18 protein-coding genes are annotated in these 24143 nt (G+C 60.9%); 6 read left to right on the top strand and 12 right to left on the bottom strand.

From position 1 onward, the window contains the following. Positions 1 to 16: 16 nt before the first annotated feature. Positions 17 to 658 carry a response regulator transcription factor gene (locus tag BMZ23_RS10800; protein ID WP_245748187.1) on the bottom strand — a complete coding sequence of 214 codons (642 nt, stop codon included), beginning with the start codon at positions 656 to 658 and terminating at the stop codon, positions 17 to 19. Positions 659 to 848: 190 nt separating this feature from the next. On the opposite strand from BMZ23_RS10800, the gene BMZ23_RS10795 reads away from it, so the two are divergent. Next, positions 849 to 1778, top strand: a complete 930-nt coding sequence (locus tag BMZ23_RS10795) for a DMT family transporter (protein WP_093476757.1) — start codon at positions 849 to 851, stop codon at positions 1776 to 1778. A gap of 9 nt (positions 1779 to 1787) precedes the next feature. Here BMZ23_RS10795 and putP read toward each other — a convergent pair whose 3' ends face one another. The 4 genes from putP to BMZ23_RS10775 form a co-directional block, all read right to left on the bottom strand. Next, the gene (putP, locus tag BMZ23_RS10790) at positions 1788 to 3263 is read right to left on the bottom strand and encodes a sodium/proline symporter PutP (RefSeq protein ID WP_093476755.1); all 1476 of its coding nucleotides are present in this window, start codon (positions 3261 to 3263) and stop codon (positions 1788 to 1790) included. Between the two features lie 135 nt (positions 3264 to 3398). Further along, positions 3399 to 6548, bottom strand: a complete 3150-nt coding sequence (putA, locus tag BMZ23_RS10785) for a bifunctional proline dehydrogenase/L-glutamate gamma-semialdehyde dehydrogenase PutA (RefSeq protein ID WP_093476752.1) — start codon at positions 6546 to 6548, stop codon at positions 3399 to 3401. A gap of 197 nt (positions 6549 to 6745) precedes the next feature. Beyond that, positions 6746 to 7501: an AraC family transcriptional regulator gene (locus tag BMZ23_RS10780; protein WP_093476749.1), complete on the bottom strand. Its 756-nt coding sequence runs from the start codon at positions 7499 to 7501 to the stop codon at positions 6746 to 6748. Positions 7502 to 7651: 150 nt separating this feature from the next. Continuing rightward, positions 7652 to 9409 (bottom strand): type IV pilus assembly protein FimV, encoded by a 1758-nt coding sequence (locus BMZ23_RS10775; RefSeq protein WP_177197270.1) that lies wholly within the window; start codon positions 9407 to 9409, stop codon positions 7652 to 7654. 207 nt (positions 9410 to 9616) lie between these two features. On the opposite strand from BMZ23_RS10775, the gene cmoA reads away from it, so the two are divergent. After that, positions 9617 to 10357, top strand: a complete 741-nt coding sequence (gene cmoA, locus BMZ23_RS10770) for a carboxy-S-adenosyl-L-methionine synthase CmoA (protein WP_093476743.1) — start codon at positions 9617 to 9619, stop codon at positions 10355 to 10357. Beyond that, a complete protein-coding gene (gene cmoB / locus BMZ23_RS10765) occupies positions 10354 to 11322 on the top strand; it encodes a tRNA 5-methoxyuridine(34)/uridine 5-oxyacetic acid(34) synthase CmoB (protein ID WP_093476740.1) in 969 nt (322 codons plus the stop codon). The genes cmoA and cmoB overlap by 4 nt, the downstream gene beginning before the upstream one ends. Here cmoB and BMZ23_RS10760 read toward each other — a convergent pair. The 5 genes from BMZ23_RS10760 to BMZ23_RS10740 form a co-directional block, all read right to left on the bottom strand. Further along, the gene (locus BMZ23_RS10760) at positions 11316 to 14063 is read right to left on the bottom strand and encodes a bifunctional diguanylate cyclase/phosphodiesterase (protein ID WP_177197269.1); all 2748 of its coding nucleotides are present in this window, start codon (positions 14061 to 14063) and stop codon (positions 11316 to 11318) included. The two genes, cmoB and BMZ23_RS10760, sit on opposite strands and share 7 nt — an antisense overlap. Positions 14064 to 14082: 19 nt before the next feature. Next, positions 14083 to 14877 carry an acyl-CoA thioesterase gene (locus BMZ23_RS10755; protein ID WP_093476735.1) on the bottom strand — a complete coding sequence of 265 codons (795 nt, stop codon included), beginning with the start codon at positions 14875 to 14877 and terminating at the stop codon, positions 14083 to 14085. 78 nt (positions 14878 to 14955) lie between these two features. After that, positions 14956 to 15693, bottom strand: coding sequence for a hypothetical protein (locus tag BMZ23_RS10750; RefSeq protein WP_093476732.1), 738 nt, complete (start codon positions 15691 to 15693; stop codon positions 14956 to 14958). Next, positions 15680 to 16720, bottom strand: coding sequence for a TIGR01620 family protein (locus tag BMZ23_RS10745; RefSeq protein WP_093476729.1), 1041 nt, complete (start codon positions 16718 to 16720; stop codon positions 15680 to 15682). Before BMZ23_RS10745 ends, BMZ23_RS10750 begins: the two co-directional genes overlap by 14 nt. Further along, a complete protein-coding gene (locus BMZ23_RS10740) occupies positions 16717 to 18066 on the bottom strand; it encodes a YcjX family protein (RefSeq protein WP_093476726.1) in 1350 nt (449 codons plus the stop codon). The genes BMZ23_RS10745 and BMZ23_RS10740 overlap by 4 nt, the downstream gene beginning before the upstream one ends. Before the next feature lie 220 nt (positions 18067 to 18286). Between BMZ23_RS10740 and BMZ23_RS10730 the strand changes: the two genes are divergently transcribed. Both BMZ23_RS10730 and BMZ23_RS10725 read left to right on the top strand, forming a co-directional pair. Beyond that, positions 18287 to 19846, top strand: a complete 1560-nt coding sequence (locus BMZ23_RS10730) for an acyl-CoA ligase (AMP-forming), exosortase A system-associated (protein ID WP_093476720.1) — start codon at positions 18287 to 18289, stop codon at positions 19844 to 19846. Continuing rightward, positions 19843 to 21069, top strand: coding sequence for a pyridoxal-dependent decarboxylase, exosortase A system-associated (locus BMZ23_RS10725; RefSeq protein WP_093476717.1), 1227 nt, complete (start codon positions 19843 to 19845; stop codon positions 21067 to 21069). The genes BMZ23_RS10730 and BMZ23_RS10725 overlap by 4 nt, the downstream gene beginning before the upstream one ends. Positions 21070 to 21082: 13 nt before the next feature. Here BMZ23_RS10725 and BMZ23_RS10720 read toward each other — a convergent pair whose 3' ends face one another. Beyond that, the gene (locus tag BMZ23_RS10720) at positions 21083 to 21376 is read right to left on the bottom strand and encodes a YcgL domain-containing protein (protein WP_093476714.1); all 294 of its coding nucleotides are present in this window, start codon (positions 21374 to 21376) and stop codon (positions 21083 to 21085) included. Next, positions 21373 to 22521: a ribonuclease D gene (gene rnd / locus BMZ23_RS10715; protein WP_093476711.1), complete on the bottom strand. Its 1149-nt coding sequence runs from the start codon at positions 22519 to 22521 to the stop codon at positions 21373 to 21375. The genes BMZ23_RS10720 and rnd overlap by 4 nt, the downstream gene beginning before the upstream one ends. Positions 22522 to 22678: 157 nt before the next feature. On the opposite strand from rnd, the gene BMZ23_RS10710 reads away from it, so the two are divergent. Further along, on the top strand, positions 22679 to 24112 hold the full coding sequence (locus tag BMZ23_RS10710; RefSeq protein WP_093476708.1) for a methyl-accepting chemotaxis protein: 1434 nt from the start codon (positions 22679 to 22681) through the stop codon (positions 24110 to 24112). The last annotated feature ends 31 nt before the right edge of the window (positions 24113 to 24143 follow it).

Here is a 24143-nt window from a genome sequence, read left to right as displayed (position 1 = left end):
ATTGGGTACCACCGACTCAGCGCGCCAGCTCCATATGTTGTAGCGCCAGTGCCGCCTGAGTTCGTGTGCGTACGCCCAGCTTGCGGAAAATCGCGGTGACGTGTGCCTTGATGGTGGCTTCGGAGACGTTCAGCTCCCAGGCAATCTGCTTGTTCAGCAGGCCGTCGCAAACCATGGTCAATACGCGGAATTGCTGGGGGGTAAGACTTGCCAATCGAGCGCTGACGTCTTGTTGTTCATCTGTAAGGGCGGCTGCATCGCCTTCAACTTGCGGCCAACTGACACCGCCTTCCAGCACCTCGCGGACGGATTGCTGCAATACTTCCAGTGGTGACGACTTGGGAATGAAACCACTGGCCCCGAAATCACGGGCGCGCTGCACGACCTCGGCCTCTTCCTGGGCAGAAATCACCACCACCGGAATTTGCGGGAACTGGCTGCGCAGCAATACCAGGCCGGAAAAACCATAGGCACCCGGCATATTCAGATCCAACAACACCAGATCCCAGTCACTCCGCTGTTCGAGGGTGCGCTGCAACTCATTGATGGAGCCGACTTCAGTCAGCGTTGACTCGCCGCCCAGTCCGGCTCCGAGCGCCTGCCGTAACGCACTACGAAACAGTGGATGGTCATCGGCGATCAGAATGTCATAGGTCAAGCCCATGCCTGTTTCCTTTGTCTTGTTGTTTTTGTGCAGCCCGCACGAAGCCTGCCAGTAGAACGGTCTGACGTCAATTTGCATTAGCCACCCGGATAACAGGCTTGAGCAAAATTTACTGCAACTGTATCTGTGCCAGCATCAAACTGGCATCGATAATCTACGGCTATTCCGAGCTGGCGGTATCCTGATGAACCTGCGCACCTACCGGGCTGATGCCCTGATGCTGATCACCGCCCTGATCTGGGGCACCACCTTTGTAGCCCAAAGTCTGGGTATGCAACATATAGGTCCGTTCCTCTATACCGGGCTGCGCTTCATGCTCGGCGCACTGGTAGTGTTGCCGCTAGTATTGCTGGTTGGCCGCAACAATCCGCAACCGGCGCGCGCTTTCAGCCGGCCAATGCTGCTCGGCGGACTGCTGCTGGGCCTGGTGCTGACACTGGGCATCAACCTGCAACAGATCGGCCTGATGTTCACCACGGTAACCAACTCCGGCTTCATCACCGGACTCTATGTGATCCTGGTACCCCTGTTCGGGCTGTTTATCGGCATGCGCAGCGGCATCGGCACCTGGGGCGGTGCCTTGCTGGCACTGGTCGGCATGCTGTTGCTGAGCATTAATGAAAACTTCCGCATCGTCGCCGGCGACTGGCTGCAACTGGCCGGTGCGGCCTGCTGGGCCGTGCATGTATTGCTGGTTGGTGCGCTGGCCAGCCGTTACGACCCGATTCGTGTTGCCTTTCTGCAATTTGTGGTCTGTGCGCTGATCAGCCTGACACTGGCACTGGCGCTGGAACCGATTGACTACGATGCAATCGTGATGGCTGGCCCGGCGATTCTGTACGGTGGCCTGCTGGCAGTTGGTATAGGTTTCACCTTGCAAGTGGTGGCCCAGAAGGATGCTCTGGCCTCCCACGCCGCCATCATTCTCAGCCTGGAGGCCGTATTCGCCGCCCTCGCCGGCTGGCTGGTCCTCGATGAGCGTCTGAGTATGCGGGGATTTGTCGGCTGCTGCCTGATGCTTACCGGCATGCTGATCGCCCAGCTCTGGCCTATCTACCACGAACGCCGCCGCCAGCGTCTTGCCGTTCAGCAAGAGCCGGCGGGACATCATTAGGTAAACGCCTCAGTACTTCTCCGCCACCTCGTCGAAGGTCGCTTCGATGGTTTTTGACGGCGGCGGGGTCAGCAGGCTGACCACCACGATGGCGATGGTGGCAAGAATAAAGCCTGGGATGATTTCATACAGGCCAATGCTGTCGATCTGCTTGTAGATCACCACGGTCAGACCGCCCACCAGAATGCCGGCCAGCGCGCCATTGCGGTTCATGCGCCTCCAGAACAGCGACAGAATCACCGCAGGGCCAAAGGCAGCGCCAAAGCCGGCCCAGGCGTAGGCCACCAGACCCAGCACCGTGCTTTCCGGGTTAAGGGCAAACAGCAGTGCCAGTATGGCGATACCAACCACCGCAAAGCGGCCGACCCAGACCAGCTCCACCTGGGTGGCATCACGGCGGAACAGCGCCTTGTAGAAGTCCTCGGCGAGTGCCGAGGAGGACACCAGCAACTGCGAGTCGGCGGTCGACATGATGGCTGCCAGCACCGCCGCCAGCAGAATACCGGCGACCAGCGGATGCATCAGTGCCTGGACCAGCGCGAGGAACACTGTCTCCGCATCGCCCAGACCGGCCTCACCAAAGAAGCCGATGCCGATCCAGCCGATCATCAGCGCGGCAAACAGGCAGACCGCCGACCAGAGCACGGCAATCCGCCGTGCGGTTGGCAGGGCTGCATCATTCTGCACTGCCTTGAAGCGCGCCAGAATGTGCGGCTGACCAAAATAACCCAGCCCCCAGCCGAGCAGCGACAGGATCGCCACCGCGCCCAGTGCCTTGCCCTCCACATCAGTGAAGAAGGTCAGCAGGTTGGGGTTCTTCGCCTCCATGGCGGCACGCGCCTCGTCCCAGCCGCCCATGCCGTTCAGTGCCATGACCGGAATCAGCACCAGCGCGGCGGCCATCAACAGGCCCTGAATCACATCGGTCCAGGATACCGCGAGGAAACCACCGAAAAAGGTATAGGACACAATGGTCAGGGTGCCGATCACCACTGCCAGCGTATAGCTCATGCCGAAGGTGCTCTCGAACAGCTTGCCGGCGGCCACCAGCCCGGAGCTGGTGTAGAACAGGAAGAACAGCAGGATAAAGATCGCCGAGATCACCCGTAGCACGCGGGTCTTGTCTTCAAAACGAAACTCGAAATAGGCCGGCAGCGTCAGCGAGTCATTCACCGCATGGGAATACACCCGCAGACGCCGGGCAACAATCAGCCAGTTCAGCCAGGTACCGACCAGCAGGCCGATGGCAATCCAGCTGGCTTCGTAGCCGGCAACCATGGCATAGCCAGGCAGGCCGAGCAGCAGCCAGCCACTCATGTCCGAGGCACCAGCAGACAGCGCTGCAGTACCAGGGCCCAGCGAGCGGCCGCCAAGAATATAGTCAGACAGGTTGGTGGTACGTTTGTAGGCGATGTAGCCCAAGGCAAGCATGATGCCCAGGTACACCAGGAAGGTTGCTGTAACTATTGCCGTATTGCCGGTCATTTTTTGTTCTCGCTCTGTTGGTCATGATAGCCCTGCGGCACGTCATGTGCCCCACGGCAAACGGGCCGAACAGGAAATGTCTCCTGCCCGGCTCGCGCTGCCGGCCTCCCGCCGGCGACTCCGGTTGTTTCTCGCCTAACCTTCACCCAGCGTCAGCAGGCTGGCATTGCCGCCGACTGCCGTGGTGTTGATAGTGCGGGTTCGTTCAGTAACAAAGCGTAGCAGATAGTGCGGCCCGCCGGCCTTGGGCCCGGTGCCGGACAGTCCCATACCACCGAAGGGCTGTACACCGACCACTGCGCCAATCTGGTTGCGGTTTACATACAGGTTGCCGACCCGTACACGCTGGTCGATCCAGGCTACGGTCTGCTCGTTGCGGCTGTGAATACCCATGGTCAGGCCATAGCCCGTGGCATTTACCTGCTCCAGCAACTCACCCAGCTGCTCGCTGCGCCAGGTCAGCACATGCAGAATCGGGCCAAAATGTTCACGATCCAGCTCGTCCAGACGTTCCAGCCGCAACGCCACCGGCGCCACAAAGTGGCCATCCAGCCCGGCCGGCAGAGGTGTTTCAGCGATCAGCCGGCCACGGCTGCGGAATTCCTCGATATGCGCCTGCAGCGCCTCACGGGCTTCGGCATCAATCACCGGCCCCAGATCAGTGTCGCGGCGTGACGGATCCCCCACCTGCAGTTCGGCCATGGCACCGCCCAGCAGCTCAAGCACGCGCCCGGCGATATCCTCCTGCAACAGCAGGATGCGCAGCGCCGAACAACGCTGGCCGGCACTGGCGAAGGCCGAGTGCAGCACATCGCGCACCACCTGTTCCGGCAGCGCGGTGGAATCCACCAGCATCACGTTCTGCCCACCGGTCTCGGCCACCAGCGGTGCCAGTGGCGCATTACGCGCCGCCAGTGCACGGCTGATCAGAAAAGCCGTCTGGGTTGAGCCGGTAAAGGCCGCCCCGGCAATTCGCGGATCGCTGCTGATCACGCTGCCAACCTCGGCGCCATCACCCGGCAACAGAGCCAGCACACCCTTGGGCAATCCGGCCTGGTGCATCAGCTCAACACAGCGCATGGCAACCAGACTGGTCTGCTCGGCCGGCTTGGCTACCACGCTATTGCCACACACCAGGGCTGCGGCTACCTGGCCCAGGAAGATCGCCAGCGGGAAGTTCCACGGGCTGATGCAGGCAAACACGCCACGGCCCTGCAGGTAGAGTTCATTGCGCTCACCGGTGGGCCCCGGCAGGCTGATCAGGGCAAAGCGCTGACGTGCCTGCTGGGCGTAATAGCGGCAGAAATCCACTGCCTCGCGCACCTCGTCGATGCCATCCTGCAGGCTCTTGCCGGCCTCCCGGCTGCACAACGCCATCAGCTCGGGCATGTTCTGTTCGAGCAGATCGGCGGTCTTCTCCAGAATCGCTGCACGCTGCTCCACCGGGGTGGCATTCCAGCCGGGGAACGCCCGCTGCAAGCCACTGATGGCATCCGTGGTCTGCTCGGCAGTCGCCCAGACCACCTCGCCAACCTGCTGGCTGCGCTGCCAGGGACAGTGCACCGGGCGCACACGGCCTTCAAGGCGCTGCCCGTCCACCAGGGGCGCAGCCGTCCATTGCTGGTTGAAAAAGCCTTCATAGGCCGTTTTCAGTGGCAACCACTGACTCTGTATGTTCAGGTTGATGCCCTGCGAATTGCCCCGCCCCTCGCCGTAAATGGCTGGCGGTAACGGAATGCGCGGATTATCCAGCCGGGCATGCCGGCGCAGGGTAACCAGCGGATGCTCTGTAAGCGATTCGACCGGCACCCGCGGGTCAACCAGCTTATGCACGAAGGAAGAGTTGGCGCCGTTTTCCAGCAACCGGCGCACCAGATAGGGCAGCAAATCCTTGTGTGCGCCAACCGGTGCGTAGATGCGTACCGGACGACCGGTTTTCTCGATAACCGTATCGTAGAGCGCATCACCCATGCCGTGCAGTCGCTGGAACTCGAACTGCCGCTCACCGGCCATATCCAGCAGGCAGGTCACGGTATGCGCGTTGTGGGTGGCGAACTGCGGATAGATCAGCCCATCGGTATGTTCACTAAGCAGAAAGCGTGCGCAGGCCAGGTAGGCGGTATCAGTGGCTTCCTTGCGGGTGAACACCGGATAGCCCTGCACGCCCATCTGCTGGCACAACTTGATTTCACTGTCCCAGTAGGCACCCTTGACCAACCGCAACGGAATCAGGTCGCCCTGCTCGCGGGCCAGACGGGTCAGCCAGCACAGCACCGGCAAGGCACGCTTGGAGTAGGCCTGCACTACCAGTCCGAAATTGCCCCAGCCACGCACATCCGGGTGTCGGTAGACCCGCGCAAACAGCTTCAGGGACAGCTCCAGCCGGTCGGCTTCCTCGGCGTCGATAGTGATACCGACATTACCCTCACGGGCCTGACGGATAAGTTGCAGCAAGGTCTCGCCAAGTTCCTCCAGCACCTGCGCCTCGCGGGCCTGTTCATAGTGCGGATGCAGTGCCGAGAGCTTCACCGAAATGGTCGGGCGTGGCGCATCGCCCTTGTAGCCGTCGCTGGCCAGCGCCGCAATCGCGCTGCTGTAATCGGCCAGATACTTGGCGGCATCGGCGCGGGTCAGCGCGGCTTCGCCAAGCATGTCGAAGGAATAGCTGTACCCGGCATCGCGCTGCGGCTTGCCGTTCTTCAAGGCTTCCTTGATGGTACGGCCAAGCACGAACTGGCGACCCATGATCTTCATCGCCTGCAGCATCGCCGAGCGGATCACCGGCTCGCCACTGCGTCGCACCAGCCGCTCCAGTACACTGCCGGGGCTGCCATCCTGACGGCGGTCAAAGTTCACCACCTTGCCGGTCACCACCAGCCCCCAGGCTGCCGCATTCACCAGCGCATGCTCGCTCTTGCCCAGGTGACTGTCCCAATCAGCGGCTGACAGCTTGTCACGGATCAACGCATCGGCCGTGGCGGCATCCGGGATACGCAGCAGTGCCTCGGCCAGACACATCAGCATGATGCCTTCCTGAGTATCCAGACTGTACTGCTGCAACAGGGCATCAATGCTGTCCACGGCATTGTCGCGCTGGCGCACCTGAACGATCAGCTCGGCAGCCTGACGCGACAGCGCATCGGCATCTGCCGGCTCGGCCAGCGGCATCAATTCGCGCAGCCAGAGCGACTCGTCAATGCAGTAATTGTCACTCAGGGCGGCAAACAGCTGGTCTTCGGGCAGTTGGAAAAAATCGCCGCGCAATGCGCTATTGGCTTTGAACATGGCAGGCTCTCCGCAGTGTTCCGGCATCGGCAGCCGAGGAGCAGCCGGCAGGGTTGCCGGATTCTCTCAGCGTAGACCAGATTCACCGCTTGACTATTGTTGTCGGTCGACAGTGGTTAGCTGCCGCACAGAGAGAGGATTCTTGCGCTGTCAAGAGACAGGAATCTTGCAAAAAACAACGCAGGTTTTGCGCAAAACTACGCGACAGCGTGGCGCCACTGGCGCGGACGGCGACCGGTATGCCTGACCAGCACATGGGTCATGGCACTCTGGCTGGAGAAACCGCACCGGGCAGCCACCTCGGACAACGGCAAGCGCGTTTCGGCAAGCAAACGACAGGCCTCCTCAACACGCAGCCGCAGCACAAACTGGTGCGGCGTTGTGCCCGCCTCCCGACGGAAACAGGCATGCAGATGACTGGGGCTCAGGCATTGCTGGGCAGCCAGTTCGGCCACATCCAGCGGGCGTTCCAGATTGGCCCGCACGAATTGCTCCAGACGCAGCAAATCAAGGCGCCCATGATTGGCCTGCGGGGCGTGGAAAAGTTCGTCATGCAGACCGTGCAACAGGGCCGCCGAGAGGTGCCAGAGCATCGGAGACTCGGCCTGAGCATGCAGTTCAAGCTGGCGCGAGGTGAATTGCAAAAGCCCCTGCAGAGAACCCGCCAGCGGCAGATAGCGCGGCTGTTCAAAGAGCCTGAGCAGCGGCTCGGCTGCCGGCAATTGCCGCAGGTCGGCAGGCAGGTCAAGAATCAGCATACGGTTGTCGCGGCTGCCGGCAAACGCGTGCCGGGCACTGCCGGGTACCAGACAGGCCTGCAGGCGCCCTACAGCACCGCCGCGCCCCTCCACCTCGAACTCTGCGCGACCATCCAGCGCCACCACCATCTGGTGGTCGGCGTGGGCATGGCTGCTGGCCTGCTCGGGCAGGCCAAGGACGCGGGCGCGAATCATTGCAGGACTCCGTTAGGCTCTATAGCAGTCTAGTCGTCCGCTTCACAGCACTCAACCCGGCACAGGGCAAGCCCTGGCCAGCCCCTGTCGACCGACGACCTGACTATGAATCCGGCAAGCTTCCGGTACTGGAAACCTTCGACAGCCATCTCAGGAAGGTTTGTTGTGATCCTTGTCGCTATCGCCGAACAGGTCAAAGTTCGGCTCATTGCTGAAATCATCCAGATTGGACTGCGGGCGCACACCCATCAGTGCAGCTTCGTCGGCCTCGTCAAGCAGGGGTCGGGATGCGCCCGGTGCATCATCTGGTCTGACGGCAACCGGCAATCCAGCAAACAGATCGGGGAACCGCGCCTTGATGGCATCAATGCGGGCCGACTCGCCGCCCTCGGCCAGCAGCAAGTGCTCCTGGGCGATGAATTCCTCGACATCTTCCATGTCGGCCAGCACCCTCAGCAATTTGTAGCGTAAATCCAGCCGCTGCGGCTCGTCCTCAATAGCCTTCTCCAGCATGGCGCGGCCCTCTGCATATCGACCATAGGCCAGATAGAGTTCGACGCCATCGAGCGGATCCGGCTTGCCGCGGTCTGCCTCATCCACCACCTCAGGCAAGGGCTTGGGCTTGCGCGGTTGCAGACGCGGGGCCGGCGCAACCACCGGTGCCACAGCCACCGGTGGCAGCTCAGCGCCATCCTCCTGATCATTGCGCTGGCGCTGGCGTACCAGCAAGACAGCCAGCAGGCCTGCCAGCAGCGCTAGCAATGCAGGCCACCAGTTCAGCCAGGCGCGATTACTGTTATCCGCCACCGTGGCCGGAGCATCTACTGACATATCTTCGGCAACAGTTAATCCGGGTTGCGGCTCTGCTCCGGTTTGTTCAGCCAACGCTGCAGCCGTATCGCCTGTTTCGGCCAGCCCCTGCTCCCGGGACCGGCGCACGGATGCCAGCCGGGACTCTATGAGAGCTATTTGCCGATCCTTGTCCTCCAGCTCATCCAGCAGCAGGTTAAAGCGCGCCTCCAGCACCTTGAGACGCTCCAGTTGCTCCTGATAGCGCACGCTGGTGGTGTCCGCCTGATCAATGCTCAGGCGCGCATCCTGTTCGGGTTCGACAGGTGCAGGCGAAGATACCGCTGGCTCACTGACCGGAGCCGGTCTGTCTTCAGTACCTGCATCAGCAGCAGGACGCCATTGGGCACCCAGACCAAGTTGCCCCGGCGTCGGCAAGACCAGTGACTGCCCGGTACGCAAACGATTGATATCGCCATCGACAAACGCATGCGGGTTAAGCTGGTGAATGGCTTGCATGACCCGGTTCAACGACACGGAAGGATCCGGATTGAAGCGATTGGCAATACTCCACAGGCTGTCGCCGGAGCGCGTCTGGTAGCGCTGGGCATCGGCAGCAGGCAGCAGGCTTGGCTGCGCCGCAGCTTGCCTGCCCTGCCCGGTTGCAGGCACTGCAGAAACTGTCGGGCGGCTGGCAGTCACCGGTTGAGGCTGGTAAAGCGGCGGATCAAGCAGCAGGTTGTATTCGCGCAAAACTGTTCCTGCACGCCCCTGGGCCTCAAGCAAAAAACTCAGATAGGGCTCGCGCACCGTACCGGGGCTGCTCACCAGAACTTCCAGCTGGTTGCCACGTCGCCGGGTTTCAAAGCGCAACTGCAGCAGAAACTGTTCGCGCGCCATCCCCATACGCTGGAAGGCCGCCTCGTCCGCCAGCCGCACCTGCACCTCATGCGGCTCCAGCTGCTCGGTGCCGTGCAGTATCAGGGAAGCCGACAGCGGCTGATTGAGTGACGACTGCAATTGCAAATCCCCAAGGCCCAGGGCCAGAGCGGAAGAAGAGCCGGCTAGCAGGGCTGTAGCCAGTGCAATTCGCGAATATGAGCGCAATGTGACAACCATTCCAAGCTCCCTGATAGATTGCCGTTCGAGCCCCGCCTGGCGGAGTCCCTGTCGTATGTCAGTCGTACTGCAGGCATACCCATACCGGGCATTATGCCACTGCATTACTGGCACTGCAGCCCGGCAATGGCAAATTTCCGTCACTTCGCCCCATACATACCGGCTTGCGCTAGAATCGCCACTCCCCTTCCAGACCCGTGCAGTGCCATGATTGACAAAGACCGGATTTATGCAGAGCCCCAGACACAGGTCAGCGACTTTGTGTTCGACGAACAGGTCGCCCGGGTGTTTCCCGACATGATCAAGCGCTCGGTACCCGGCTATCCGACCGTGATGGAAAGTACCGGATTGATCGCCGGCCAGTACGCCACCCCGGGCTCACTGATTTACGATCTGGGCTGTTCCCTGGGCGCTGCCACCCAGGCAATTCGACGGCATGTACGGGCGGACGGATGCCGGGTAATCGCGGTAGACAACGCCTCTGCCATGGTCGAGCGTTGCCGCGAGTACCTGAGCGCCCAGGACGCCATGATCGAGGAACTGCTGCCGGTGGAGGTGCTGCAGGCCGACATACTGGCGCTGAGGTTGCAGCCCTGTTCGGTGGTCGTACTGAATTTTACCCTGCAGTTCATAGCGCCCGAGTTGCGTCTGGGTCTATTACGACAGATTTATGAGTCCCTGCTTCCGGGCGGCGTATTGATACTGTCGGAAAAGCTTGAATTTGCTGATTCTTTTACCGGCAGCGAGCTACAGCGCCTGCACTATGCCTTCAAACGTGCCAACGGCTACAGCGAACTGGAGATAGCGCAGAAACGCACCGCCATCGAACGGGTAATGCTACCGGACACGCTGGACACGCACCGCTTGCGGCTTCAGGACGCCGGCTTCGCACAGGTAGTCCCCTGGTTCCAGTGCTTCAACTTCTGCTCGCTGATAGGCTTCAAGTGATCGATTACGACCCGCTTATTGAACAACTGCAAAACAGCCCTCTGGCGCACTGGCTGGATGATCTGCCACAGGCCCTGCAAAACCGTCTGGAGAGTATCAATCACGGTGACTTCGCCCGCTGGCAGAGCTGTCTGCAACAGCTGCCGGCATGCCCGCCGGATCAACTGGAACTGCAGCAAGGGCTGCGTGTCGGCAGCCAGGCACAACTCGACCCGTCCGGCCAGGAACAACTGCATCAGGCCTTGATGAGCCTGCATCCCTGGCGCAAGGGTCCCTTCGAACTGTTCGGCATCCATGTCGACTGCGAGTGGCGATCAGACTGGAAATGGCAGCGCGTGGCACCGCATGTGGATCTGCGCGGCAAGCGCGTACTGGATGTCGGTTGTGGCAACGGGTACTACATGTGGCGCATGTGGGGTGCAGGCGCCTCGCTGGTGGTAGGGGTGGATCCGAACCTGCTGTTCCTCACCCAATACGAGGCGGTACGTCATTACCTGCCACAGGCGCCGGTGTGGTTGCTGCCGTTCACCCTGGAAGACTTACCGGAACCGAGCGGTGGTTTTGATACGGTATTTTCCATGGGGCTGCTGTATCACCGCCGCTCGCCGCTGGACCACCTGCTGCAATTGCGCGCCTGCCTGCGCCCGGGCGGTGAGCTGGTACTGGAAACACTGGTAGTAGAGGGTGACGAACAGCAGTGTCTGGTTCCTGCCGACCGCTATGCACAAATGCGCAATGTCTGGTTTTTACCCAGTGTGGCGATGCTCAGCCGCTGGCTGCAGCGCTGCGGCTTCAACAACGTTCGCTGTGTAGATCTTAACCGCACCAGTGTCGAGGAACAGCGCAGCACCGAGTGGATGCGATTCCAGTCACTGCCGGATTTTCTGATGCCCGGCGACCCCTCACTGACCGTGGAGGGATACGCTGCTCCGTTGCGCGCCACCCTGCTGGCAACCCGTTACTGATCACCATCCTGAGCCAGCCAGGCCTGCAGCTGCCCGACCGGCAAGGGCCGTGACAGCAGGAATCCCTGAGCCATGGCGCAATCATGCCGGTAAAGAAACTGCAACTGCGCCTCGGTTTCCACGCCTTCGGCAACCACCTCCAGCTGCAAGCCGGCTGCCAGCTCCAGAATACTTGCCAGCAGCAGGCTGTCGCCTCGGGACTCTGGTACGCCCTGCATAAAGCTGCGGTCAATTTTCAGCTTGTCCAACGGGAAGCTGCGCAAATGGGACAAGGATGAGTAGCCGGTTCCGAAGTCATCGAGGGCCAACCGCACCCCCATCCGTTTGAGCACATGCAGTGTATCCAGCGATTTCTGCACATCGGTCATCAGCGCACTTTCGGTGATTTCCAGCACCAGCGCCTCAGGGGCAAGCCCCGAGTTCGCCAGGGTCTCTGCGACACTGCACTGAAGGTCTTCGCCGGAAAACTGTAAAGGTGACAGGTTCACCGAAACGAACTCCAGCGCCAGTCCTTCGGACTGCCACTGCTGCAGCTGACGACAGGCGCCATCCAGCGCCCGCCGGCCGAGCGGCACTATCAGACCAGTAAGCTCTGCCACCGGAATGAACAGGTCAGGCCCTATCAAGCCCCGCTGCGGATGCTGCCAGCGCAGCAGGGCCTCGACACCGCGCACCTGCCTGGTTTGCAAATCAATCAACGGCTGGTAATAAAGGACAAATTGCTCAGGTGAATGCTCCAGTCCAATGCGCATATCCCGTTCCAGCTCGAAACGCTGACTGACCTGCGCATCCATTTCCTCGGCCCATTGACGCACACCGTCACGCCCGGCGAGCTTCACACTGTCCATTGCCGTGTCGGCCTTGCGGATCAGTTCGGCAGCACTGGCCGCATCATCAGGGTACATGGCAAAACCCACGCTGGCAGACAGGTAGAGTTGCCGCCCATCGTCCAGCAGGAAAGGCACGCGCATACTCTGACAGAGTCGCCCCGCCAGCTCGCGAGCCTGATCGGCTTCGCATCCATCAACAATCAGCATGAACTCGTCGGCAGCCAGACGCGCCAGCATATCGGCAGGACCACACTCAGACTGCAAACGACTGGCCGCTTCACGCAACACCTGATCGCCACATTCGTGGCCAAGGTTGTCATTGATCGACTTGAATTTGTCGAGGTCGATGTACAGGACAGCCAGCCGGCAATCCCGGATGCCGGCCTGCGACAGCAGCTGTTGCAGATGGAAGCTGGCCATTACCCGATTCGGCAGACCGGTAAGACTGTCAAAGTTGGTCAGCCGATAGAGCTGTTCCTGACTACGCCGCAGACGGCTGAGATCATTGAACATGATCAGACACCGCTCGAGCTGCCCGTCAGCAGAATGGATCAAGGTTGCCGTCACCCAGAGAGGCAATGGCTGACCGCCAGCCCCCTGAATCCGGACCTCACCCTGCCAATAGCCATCCTGCTGCAATATCGCGAGCTCCTGCTCGGTCGTTTTGCCTGAGCCGGTATCAAGATTGAACTGCATTACCGTGCGCCCCTGAACCTGCCCGGGAGTGAGTCCGGTGATGCGCGTAAACGCCGGGTTGACGGTGGAAATACGGTATCCGGCATCGGTTACCAGCATGCCTTCACGGCTGTGCTCGAATACCGCCGCGGCTTCCTGCATGGCCAGCTCGGTTGCCTTGCGCTGGCTGATATCCTCTGCAACCAGCAGGTAGCTCTGGTGCGCCCCATGGGCACCGCTGACCAGACTGATGTTCAGTTTGAACCAGTCAAAACGCCCGTCCGGAAGTCGTATGCGCAGTTCGCCGTCAAGCACGTGGGTGTGTTGATCCAGCAGCTCACGCAGTTGCGGAGCGAAGGTGCGCAGGTCATCAGGGTGTAGCCAACTACGCAAATCAAAACAGGCATTGGCCTCTGGCTGATAGCCAAACAGCTCAGCGAAGCGCGGGTTGGCCTCAAGCAGCACACCCTCAGCGGAAACCAGCAACATGGGCAGGGCTGCCTGATGGAAAACAGCCGTGAAACGCTGTCGGGACAATTCATGCTGCTCGGCCAGACGTGTCTTCTGGACAGCCAGGGCCGCCAGCCGGGTGAACTCCAGCATCCAGTTACGCGCTCTGGTATCCGGCAAACCGGGCTGCTGTCCATACACCGCAAAGGTGCCCAAAACCCGGCCGGATTCATCGAAAAACGGCATTGACCAGCAGGAACGGAAGCCCCCGGTCTCTGCCAGCGCCTGATAGGGCATCCACAGAGGGTCGGTCTGCACATCAGCAACAAATACCGGCGCACAGCGGGCTATTGCCGTCCCGCAGGAACCAACACCTTCGGCAGCATGAAGGCCGTCGAGCTGCGCCGAATAGCTCGCAGGCAAGCCTGGCGCAGCTATTGTGTTGATACGGGCATGCTCGTCGACCAGCAATACACTGCCATTACTGCCAGGCTGCAGGGCGGACCAGCTCATCGCCAGACGTTCCATCAACTGCAACAACGGACGCTGTTCCAGTACACTATCAAGCAACTGTCCGCGAGTCTGTTCCAAGAGTGCACGGTAAGTGCTATCACGCGAGCGGCGACGCCGCGACTGCAGCCACCAGAGTCCGCCGCTCGCCAGCAACAAGCCAATCAGAATGGCCGGCAACAGGCTTGCCTGCTGCTCGTCAAGCAGCCCGCTGGCAGGGGACGATACCGGGAGCCACAGTATCGGCAGCAGCCCCCGAGACCAACGCTGAGACACGGCTGGCGATGTCACGGCGTCAACCAAACACGGTAACGGTCTGACGGCTGATGGCGACCAGCTCGCCATCCTCACGCCAGATCATTGCAGCTGTATGGCCATAGCCATCCTTGGCATGTTCGATCTCAGCCCGATACAACAGCCAATCGTTGCGTCCGATAGCCGGTTGCGGCTGCACGAACTCAATCGTCCAGGTCAAGGAACTGGCCGGCACCTTGGTACTTAACCAGGGCAACACTGCCGGTGGCCAGACATCCACCATGCCGAGCAGGTGTGCTTCGTGGATTTCGCCCTCATCCTGGCGAAAGCGCATCCAGCCGCCCATTTCGCGCTTGCGACTACGCATGAAAGGCATATCGCCAAACGCCCAACGCACCTCGAAATGTTTGACAAAGCGTGGATTCACACCCTCGATGTAGGGCATTTCAATACACTCCAGCGGTGCCTTGGCGACGGGCGCCGGCAAGGCCGCCACATCCACCATGGATTCACGCGACGCGCCGAAGCTGCCCTGGACCACACACATGACCTGATCATTCTGGCGTGCCATACCAAGCATCTGGCTGACCGCCTTGCCTTCACGCAGCACCTGGGCCTCGACCTGAAGCGGCTGCCCGGTCTCAACCGGACCGACAAAGGTGATTGCCAAAGACCGCACCGGCCGGTCGGCAGGCACCTTCTCTCGCATTGCCTGATATACCAGCGCAGCCACCAGCCCGCCGTAGCCGGCTCGCCCCTGGGCCCAGTCGTCGGGAATGCTGACCTGATTGTCGGGGGCACCGGCAAGTGCATCGAGTAACTGGGCAAAGGTCATGGAAAGGGCAATCCTCACTGAAGGGTCAGTATTTCATGGTAGACAGGACGCCGCGCATAACCAAGAGCCCGGTTGCTATCATGGGTGTTCCGAATGTTCAGGCATTGCCGGCAAATCCCCGCCGCTCGTCACACCGGCAGTATGCCGAAGGCAGCTTATCCAGCCCAGCGCAAACCATCCCGACGGCATCTGTGGCCAATCGTTCACGCCGAGCAGACAGGTCGTTTCCGGAGCCAGACCGGCCTTCGCCAGCAGCTGCCCTTGCCACCACAGCAAGCACTGGCCCACACCGGCCTGATGCCGGGTAGCCCACTGTGAACGCAAACGCAGTGGCATGGACTCCAGCGCCAGCAAATCCAGCGCCCCACGCAATTGTTGTTCATTTTCCAGATAGGCACTGCGTGCCGCCGGCGCCAGACCAAGCAGACTGGCCAGGCGTTCCAGTTGCTCAGCATAGTCGCGGTGACTGTGCAGTGGATCCAGTCGCGCCTGCCAATCCAGTTGCAGCCTCTCGATGGCCTCAAGAAGGGTTCTCGGACCTGCCGAGGGCGCATCCAGCAGGCTGGCCAGCAACATGCGTTGTGCCGGCTGCAAGGGCTGCAGCCAGTGCAGCAATTCGGCACTGCTGGAGCCGGGCCGTGGCTTCCAGTCGGTCAGCTCCTGCTCGCCAAGGGTTGCCATTACCTCGCAGCGCCGAGCCCAATCCGCCGGTAAAAAACGCCGCCGCAAATCGGCCGCAAGCGCCTGCAACTGCTCAACTCGCCCCTTCATCCAGCGCTCGAGCAGCCAGCGACGACGACTTTTAAAGCGTGTCACGGTCACCTCCGGCAAGACGTTCACGCATCGCCTGCAGAACGCCTCGATTGTCTTCCGCCAGGCCTTCTCGCGAAGGCAACGGAACCGCACGGCAAAGATCCAGCGTAAAGTGCCCCAGTCGGGCGCTGTAGAGCCCGACACCCATCCCCTGACCGACGCGAGCTGCAATTTTCTCGAACATGCCGGACAACAGACTGTCGCTAAGGGCACCAATGGCCAGCTCGGTTCCGCCAGCCAGCGCGATATTCCGCAGCACCTGCTGTGCCAGACGCCAGCGCGACAACTGCCCGACCGGCAGGCCGTAGCCTTGGGCGACCTTTTGCATCATGCGCAAATTGCGCCAGACCACCAGCAGCAGATCCAGACTGACCCACGGGCTGGTTGCCACCAAAAGACCGGTGCTGGCGGACTCGCGCCGAACCAGCTGGCGGGCTCGTGTATCCAGCGGCTGGTAAAACTGCTGGTTGAGCCGCTGACACACTTCCTGTGCCGTATGCGAACCGTCCAGGCCACTACAGGCTGCATTTAGCGAAGATTCCAACCCGCTGCCTCGGTGCAGTCCTTGCAGGCGCTCCAGCCAGTCAACGGCCAGACGCTGGTCGCGGCCCTGCAACGCCTGCTGCATTTCATTGCGTAACTGCTCCAGACCGCTGATACGCAACCGCTGGCGGCGCAGATCGCGCCAGGCCAGAACGGCTGTCACACCCAGCCCGCCACCGGCAGCTGCCACAGCGGCGCCAGCAAGCGGCTGCCAATCCCAGGCCGCAAAAACCAGCTGCAACCATTCTGTGCCAACACCTGCCACGATCAGCAGCAGCAACAGCCGCCAGAAACGCCGCGGCCAGGGTGAGCCCGGACGTACAGCCAGACCCTCGGCAAGCTCGGGCAATGCCGCCGCTTCGCTGGCATCCAGCGCCTGCAGTTCGGCCTCGTCAAGCTGATCGAGTATTTTTGATGGGCTGCTCTGGGTACTGTCTTCAGGCACCGCCTCCCACTGCTCAAGAATTCGCGTGCGCTGCTCGGTCATACACGCCCCTCCAGCATCCACACCAGAAGATCATCCATGCGGTAGTGTGCAAATGGCTCGTTGCGGTGCAGGCCAGGCGGCGGCCGCAACTCAGGAAGTCCGGGGCCGCTGACAGCCAGATCCAGAGGCAGATGCTCCGGTACGCTGCCTGGCTGATAACGGACAAAACCGCTAGTGCCGGCCAGTCCTGCCACTAGTGTATCGCCCTCGCTGCGGGCGGCGCGGATTGCTGCCAGCGGAAATCCCTGCACCTGCACACCGCCATGGCGCACTTCTGCCAGACTGTCGGTAAGCAAGTCTTCAAGGCAACGCAGCACCGCACGCTGCTGGGCCGGCGCCACCTGGTCAACCTTGGTAGCGCACAATGCCAGACGGCTGATCTGCGGGTTGAACCAGCGACGCAGCCAGCTATCGGACGCATAGCGGAAACTTCCCAGTACCGCCTCAAGCGCCTGTTTCAAATCATGCAATGCCGGCTGACCGGCATCCAGTGGAGCCAGCATATCAACCAGTAACAACTGCCGGTCCAGCCGACTGAAGTGCTGCTGGTAAAAGCCGCGCACCAAAAAGTCGCGATAGAAACAGAAACGCGCCTGACACTGCTGCCACCAGCTACCCTCTTCTGCATGGGTGTGACGGTTGACCGTGGGCAGCGGTATAAAATCAAGCATGTCAGCGGCCACCCCCTCGCCCGGCAGCAAAAAACGTCCTGGCTGGTTGCGCACAAGACCCGCCTCGTTCCGGCAGCGATGCAGAAAGGCTACCCACTGTTGCTGCAAGACGTGCAATTGTTGCGGATCACAGGGCTGCAAAGGATCAATCGCCTGTAACTGTTCAAGCAGATCGCCGGCCAGTTCCCTGCGGGGCGACTCAGCCAGCCACGCGCTGATCTGCTCGCACCACTGCCCGTAATCCAGTTGCAATAAGGGAAGATCCAGCAACCATTCACCAGGGTAATCAATAATTTCCAAACGCACATGCCGGTTGCCCAGTCCGGCACGCAAGCCACTCTGGCGAAACTGCAGGTCAATCACCACCCGGGACATGTCGGCAGTCGACCGGGGCCAGTGCGGAGGATCAGCCTGCAGAGCTTGCAAAGCCTCAAGGTAGGGAAACGGCCTCTCGACACCCTCCCGCTGCCATCGCACCGATACCAGTCGATCAAAGGGTGCCCGTCGCGCCAGCAGCCCACGCTGGTAGTTCTCCAGCTGGTTGATCAGGCTGGTAACGAAGGTGGTCTTGCCGGCCCGGCTGAGGCCGGTGACACCGATCCGCAAGGGATGCACCGTAAGCTCTGCGGCATTTTTCTGCAGACGCTGCAACCACCGAGACGCTTTCGCTGCCATCTGGACTCTCCGCTGATAGACGCCATCAATGCAGGTATCTGCAGTCAAACTGCAGACGCCTTCTTGCAACCAGTATCGCACAGCCGTGCGGCACCACGAACAACCCCCCGGGCAGGCCGATTTCCATGCCTGCGCAAGCAGTCCTGATCGGGTAAACTTCCGGCCTTTGTCGCCATTTCAGGATTGTCTTTGTGATGACGCCTTGCCAGAACATTCGCTCATGCTGATACGTCTGCACCAACTGCTCGAACAGGGTGCCGCTCGCAGCGGCGGCCAAGCCTGCGCGCTGCTCTGGCGCGACCAGCAGATGAGCTATACCGAGCTGCTGGAGCAGGTCGAGCTGACTGCTGGCGCACTGCAATCGCTCGGGTTGCAGCGCGGCCAGCGCCTGGCGGTGTGGCTGCCAAAACAATTCCAGACAGTCGTGGCGCTGTTTGCCGGCAATCGCGCGGACGCTGTGATAGTGCCGATCAACCCGCAATTGAAACCCGCCCAGGTGCTGCACATCCTGCGTGATGCCGGTGTCAGCTGGCTGGTCAGCAGTGCCCAGCGAGTAGCCCAGCTGGGTCTGGACAAGAGCAATTGCCCTGCGCTGGAAGGCGTAATCCTGTGTGACCGACTGACTGACTTGCCGATTGAAACCCTGCACTGGGATCAACTGCCGCGACGACTGCCCGCCGCCGCCCGCACTATCGATACCGATCTGGCTGCCCTGCTCTACACCTCCGGCAGCACCGGACTGCCCAAAGGGGTGATGCTCAGCCAACGCAATCTTTTGTGTGGTGCCATGAGTGTCAGCCAATACCTGCAACTGCAGACCGATGATCGCCTGCTGGCCTTGCTGCCATTATCTTTCGACTATGGCCTGTCCCAACTCACCTGTAGCTTTTACAGCGGTGCCAGCGTGGTGCTGATGGATTACCTGCTACCCGCCGAGGTGGTCCGTACGATAGCCCGTCACCAGGTCACAGGACTGGCCGGCGTCCCTCCTCTTTGGCAGCAACTGGCCAGCCAGGACTGGCCGGAACAAGCACGCTGCCTGCGCTTTTTCACCAACTCCGGCGGACATCTGCCCACCACACTGCTTCAGCAGCTTCGGCAACTGCAACCGCAGGCGCGCCCCTATCTGATGTATGGCCTGACCGAAGCCTTTCGTTCTACCTGGGTTCCGCCGGAGTGGCTGGAGCGCAAGACGGACTCGATCGGCATTGCCATTCCCAATGCGGAAATTCTGGTTTTGCGCGAGGATGGACGACCCTGTGCTGACGGCGAAGAAGGCGAGCTGGTGCATCGCGGCAGCCTGGTGGCCATGGGCTACTGGAACGACCCGCTACGCACCGCCGAACGCTTTCGCCCCCTGCCCGGACAACCGGGTGAACACCCGCTGGCCGAGCTGGCTGTATGGTCTGGTGACCGCGTGGTCCGTGACAGTGACGGTTTCATGTATTACCGCGGCCGGCGTGACGAGCAGATCAAGTGCTCTGGCATGCGCGTCAGCCCGGAAGAAATCGAGCATGAGTTGCTGGCCAGTGGCAAAGTAGAAGAGTGCGTCGTGGTCGGCGCTGACCATCCGCAACTCGGGCAGGCTCCGATTGCTCTGCTCTGTGGCGATCGGCAACAACAGACGACACTGCAGCAGTGGCTGCAACGGCGACTGCCACAGTACATGCAGCCACAGGCATGGATCTGGTATGACCAGCTACCGCGCAACAACAACGGCAAATACGACCGCCCCGCCCTGCGGCGCCAGCATGCCGACCAGTTCAGGAACCCGTCATGAGCCGACACGTCGCCCTCGATAACCAGCAGATCGACCAGCACCAGCTACTGATCGGCAACCAGACACTGCAAAACCTGGCCTTGCGTGCCGGACGCACACCCTTTTACGCCTATGACCGGTCCCTTATCAGCCAGCGGGTAAGCGCACTGCGGGCGGCTCTGCCAGCCTGCATAGAGCTGCATTATGCAATCAAGGCCAACCCCATGCCGGCGGTGGTCGACTGGCTGGCAGGATTGGTCGACGGGCTCGATGTGGCCTCGCTCGGGGAGCTGCAAACTGCCCTCAACAGCGGCATGCCGGCCAGTGAAATCAGCTTTGCCGGCCCGGCCAAACAACCAGCCGAACTCGCCGCGGCCATTGCCAGCGGCGTGCTGATCAACGTCGAATCGCCCGACGAGCTGCACCGTATCGAGCAGCTGTGCGAACAGCTGCAAATGCCGGCCCGAATAGCCCTTCGCGTCAATCCTGATTTCGAACTGAAGTCTGCCGGCATGAAAATGAGCGGTGGCGCCAAACCCTTTGGTATCGACAGTGAGCAGGTAACAATCCTGATCGAAGAGCTGCGCGATCATCCGCGCCTGCACCTGGAAGGGCTGCATATCTTCAGCGGCTCACAGAACCTCAGGCTGGAAGCCATTCAGGAATGCCAGCAACGCACCCTGGAACTGGCCCGGCGTCTGACTGAAGCCCACGGCAAGCCGCTGCACAGCATCAATCTTGGTGGCGGCCTGGGCATACCCTATTTCCCCGGCGAGCAGACATTACCACTGGCTCAACTGGGTGAGAACATGGCCCAGCTACTGCAGGAACACCGCGACTGGCTGGCTGACACACGCCTGGTGATGGAGCTTGGCCGCTATCTGGTCGGGGAAGCCGGTTACTATGTATGCCGGGTCCTCGAACGCAAACACAGTCGCGGGCAGACCTTTCTGATGTGTGACGGTGGACTGCATCACCATCTGTCCAACTCCGGCAATTTTGGTCAGGTACTGCGGCGCAACTACCCGGTACTGGTCGGTAACCGGGCCGACCAGCCGGCCGAAGAGGCCGTGAGCATTCACGGGCCGCTTTGCACACCGCTGGACATCATCGCCGAGCGTATCGAACTACCGCGCGCCGAAGCAGGAGACTGGATAGTCGTGCTGCAATCCGGCGCCTACGGCGCCAGCGCCAGCCCCGCCGCCTTTCTCGGCCACCCGCCAGCAGTGGAGTTGCTGGTCTGAAAACAAGGAAAAATCAGAGCGGATCGTTGAGATAGAGCAACTGCTCGGGCAGGTGTTCGATGTACTCATCCTCGGGTGGCGGCATTTGCAGGTAAAAGCCACGCTCGCGCAGTTCCTCGAGAACCTTGGCAGGTGCCTCATGTGCCAGTCTGGTTTCTGCTGACAAGGGCATGTCCATGACATGTACCGGCTTGCCAAAATGCGCCAGCAAGACTTCCGGCAAGCCCTTCAGCCCCTGCTGACGAGGCACATACAGATACATGCCATCCTTGCGTGGACTGCGATAGACCGAACACAACAGCTTCATGCGCTCTCCGATACCGGTGAATCGACTTCCGCCAACAACTGCTCGCCAAGCAGTTCGCGGCGCCAGCCAACAAGATCGCCCGGAAGCTGGTAAGGCCCGTTGGGCCACCCCTCCCGTACCATATTTTCAATAGTTTTGCGCCGCAGCATGACCTCGGCTGCCATGCACAGCTCTCGTGCCTTTTGCTCACCAACCTGACGCAGGCGTTTAACCAGACGATTGGCATCGGCACTGAGCGGCTGGGCCAGCTGGGCCGGCCAACTGTCGCGAGGCAACCCGGCGGCCTGGCGAATCAACTCAACAATACGGGCGCCCTCGTGGCGTACGGTGCGCGGGTGCATGTCCTCAATCCGCGCCAGCGCCTGCAAACTGTCAGGCTGGCGCTGGGCCAGATCAATCATCGAACGCTCACGCAACAAGCGGTTGCGCGACTGGTTACGTCGGCGCGCTTCGGATTCACGCCAGGCGGCCAACTCGCGTAATACGGCCAACTGCTGTGGATTCAGTCGCCAGGCCTGCTTGACTTGCTGGTAAGCCAATTCAGGCTCAACCTCGGTGCAACTGGCTTCTATCTGCTGCGCCGTATCCTCGAACAGCCAGTCCGTGCGCCCGCAGGCCTGCAGTCGCGGGGCCAGCACTTGATAAAGCTCAGCCAAATGCTGCGCATCACGGGCCGCATATTCAAGCTGGGTGGCCGACAACGGCCGCTGCAACCAGTCAGAGCGGGTCTCGTCCTTGGGCAGTTCAATATCCAGCAAGGCCTGTACCAGCCGCGAATAGCCCATCGAATAGTCCATACCCAAAAAGGCAGCAGCCAACTGGGTATCAAACAACGGCACAGGCGCCGTGTCACACAGGCAACGGAAAACCTCAAGATCCTCGCTGCAGGCATGCAGCACCTTGACCACTGCAGGATTTTCCAGCAGTTGCGCAAAGGGTTGCCAGTCATGGATTTTCAGCGGATCGATCAGCCAGGTCTGTTGGCCGTCCCCCACCTGCACCAGACCAGCGATCGGCAAAAAGGTCTCGGTGCGTACAAACTCGGTATCCAGTGCCACAAAGGGCAATGTCGACCAGCGGCGGCAAGCCTGCTCGAGTGCGGCATCAGAGTCGATCATGGTGGTTTGTACAAGCGGTGGCGTCATCGGGCGTTCCCTCATTTGGGTGACAGTATACTCCATAGCCTTGTGCATGATATGCGCGACCTTGCCGCATTCAGAGCAGAACGCGAATGACAGTCCACCCTGAAGCGACATCCCGCTATACTTGCGACTCATTGTCATCCAGCCCTCAGGAGCCCGCATGCCGCGATTCAAGGACCTTCCACTCAAATTCAAGTTCTGGGCTCTGAACGCTGTCAGCTTCGTGGTGGTCTTGCTGCTGGTTCTGGTTGCACTGGGTATCGAACGCCACAGTCTCGAACAGCAACGCATCCTGCTGGCCAAGCCGCTACTCGGCGCCGATATTGCCCTGCCCTCCGGCTTGCAGAGGCTGCCTGACAACAGCCCGTTAGGTGCCTCGCTAGGCAGCGAACCGCGCTGGCTTGACCAGCCCTTGAGCGAAAGCTATCGCCAGCAATGGCTGGGTGTCTGGGGTGTCCTTGACGATCAGGGAAAAGCTCACCTGCTTGCAGTTGAGCGGCAGGACTATCTGGAGCTGTTGATCGAGCGAGCGCCGCTTTATGCGCTGGTGGTGTTTCTGCTTATGCTGCTGGTATTGGTCGCCTCGCAAACACTGATTCTGTTTATTTCCCGCCATTTGCTTGCCTTGCGTGACGTCATGCTCAAGGTAGAACAGACCGGCGACCTGAGCATGCGCGCTGTCAGTGACAGTCGTGACGAGGTTGGTGCCATGGCACGCGCATTCAATGCCATGCAATCGGCCCAGCAACAGGTGGTATCCAAGGTACGCCACGCCGCCAGTGAACTGGACAACGGCACCAGCGAACTGGCACGTCTAATGGAAACCATGCGTGAAGGCATGCTCGGCCAACAAAGCGAAACCGATCAGGTCGCTGCAGCCGTCAACGAAATGGGAGCCACCGTACAGGATATTGCCGGCAGCAGCGGACGCACCCGTGACGAATCCGAGCAGGCAGACAACCTTGCCCATTCCGGGCAACAACAGGTAGCCCTTGTTACCCGCACTATTGCCGGACTGGCCACCAGCATTGAACGCTGTACAGGCCATATGCAGAAACTCCAGGCCAGTAGCCATGAAATCAGCGGCGTGGTCCAGGTGATCCGTGAGATCGCCGAGCAGACCAACCTGCTGGCCTTGAATGCGGCCATTGAAGCCGCCCGTGCCGGCGAATCAGGTCGCGGCTTTGCTGTGGTAGCCGATGAAGTACGCGCACTGGCACAACGGGTAAGAAATTCGACTGATGAAATACAGCGCATGATTGAAGGACTGCAGCGCGGAACCGCAGAGGCCGTGGAGGATATGCAAACCAGTGCAGACCTTACCCGCGACTCGGTCGAGCAAAGCGGTGCTGCCAGCCAGTCACTGGAGTCCATCACCTCGGCAGTCAGTCGAATGCGTATTGGCAACAGCGAGATTGCTCAGGCTGTAGAGCAGCAAAGCATTGCAGCCGAGGCCATTACCCGCAGCGTGGTGCAAATCCGCGATGTAACCGAGGACAGCGTCAGAAATACCGTACAAAGCGCCGCCACCAGCGCCCAACTGGCTACGCTGGCCCAGCAGTTAAGCGCCGCTGTCAGCAAGCTCAAGGCATAAAGAATCGGGCCGGCTGCGCGCCGGCCCGAAC

This window comes from Halopseudomonas yangmingensis (assembly GCF_900114825.1).
GTDB lineage: Bacteria > Pseudomonadota > Gammaproteobacteria > Pseudomonadales > Pseudomonadaceae > Halopseudomonas > Halopseudomonas yangmingensis.
This window is presented reverse-complemented; position numbering and strand designations above follow the sequence as displayed.